We start from the raw sequence: 1,547 nt of genomic DNA, 5'->3' as shown, positions 1-1,547 counted from the left end.
ATACAAACAGCTATTAACGGTGGCAAGACTGTGTTAGGTATTGAGTTAGGTTCAACTCGGATTAAGGCAGTCTTACTTGATGAAAATAACCAAACGATTGCTGCAGGTGAGCATGGCTGGGAAAACAGCTATGTAGATGGAGTTTGGACCTATAGCTTAGAAGAAGTTTGGGAAGGTGTTCAAAGCAGTTACAAGAACATGGCAGAAGATGTTAAGACTAAGTATGATCTTGAATTAACAAAGATCGGTGCTATTGGTTTTAGTGCAATGATGCATGGTTATTTAGCCTTTGATCAAGCTGATGATTTACTTGTCCCTTTTAGAACTTGGAGAAATAACTTCACTGAAAAAGCTTGTGAACAGCTAATGGAAGTCTTTGAATATCCAATTCCTCAACGTTGGAGTATAGCCCATCTATATCAAGCAATCTTAAATGATGAGGAGCATGTTAGTGAAGTTGATTACATGACAACATTAGCAGGTTATGTTCATTGGAAATTATCTGGTGAGAAGGTATTAGGCGTTGGAGATGCCTCAGGAATGTTCCCAATTGATATCGAAACAGCTTCTTATAATCAGAGAATGCTGGAGCAATTTGATGACTTGGTAGCAGATAAGAACTTTTCATGGAAGTTAGAAGATATTCTGCCTAAGACATTGGTGGCAGGTGAAGCTGCTGGAACATTGACTGCAGAGGGGGCTAAACTCCTTGATCCTAGTGGTAAGTTGCAAGCAGGAAGCTTGATGTGTCCACCTGAAGGTGATGCTGGAACAGGTATGGTAGCAACTAATAGTGTGGCTGCACGTACAGGTAATGTCTCTGCTGGTACTTCGATCTTTGCAATGGTTGTTTTGGAAAAAGATCTTAAAGAAGTCCATCCAGAATTAGACTTGGTAACAACACCAACTGGGAAGTTAGTTGCTATGGCTCACTCCAACAACTGTGCCTCTAATTTGGATTCTTGGGTTAACCTCTTTAAAGAGGTAACAGCATCTTTAGGCTTTGAGGTAGATATGACAACTCTTTATAAGACTTTATATAACAAAGCTCTTGAAGGTGACAAGGATTGTGGAGGACTGTTAGCTTATGGATACCTATCAGGAGAGCATATAACTCACTTTGAAGAAGGACGTCCATTATTTGCTAGAACCTCTGATAGTAACTTTAATCTAGCCAACTTTATGCGTGTTAATCTCCAAAGTGCTTTAGGTGCAATGAAGATTGGAATGGATATTCTTATCAAAGAAGAAGGTGTTAAGTTGGATAAGATGCTTGGTCATGGTGGACTATTTAAGACTAAGGGTGTTGCTCAACGTTTGATGGCTGCTGCTGTTAATGCACCAGTTGCTGTGATGGAGACTGCTGGTGAAGGTGGAGCTTGGGGAATTGCTCTATTGGCATCTTATTGTTTGAATAAAGAAGATGACCAACCTTTGGAAGCTTTCCTTAATGAAAATATCTTTGCAGATCAAAATGAGTCCATCATTGAACCAGATGCTGAAGATGTTGAAGGCTTTGAAATCTTTATGGAAAGATATAAGAACTG

At 39.6% G+C, this 1,547-nt stretch carries 1 protein-coding gene; it reads left to right on the top strand.

The window, feature by feature from the left end:
- Positions 1–1,547, top strand: a 1,547-nt coding sequence (locus BX659_RS18690) for a xylulokinase (RefSeq protein WP_374956492.1), incomplete at both ends; no start/stop codon positions are given.

This window comes from Orenia metallireducens (assembly GCF_003001995.1).
Classification (GTDB): Bacteria; Bacillota; Halanaerobiia; order Halobacteroidales; family Halobacteroidaceae; genus Orenia; species Orenia metallireducens_B.
The sequence above is the reverse complement of the archived record's forward strand: the minus strand, read 5'-3'. Positions and strand labels throughout refer to the sequence as shown.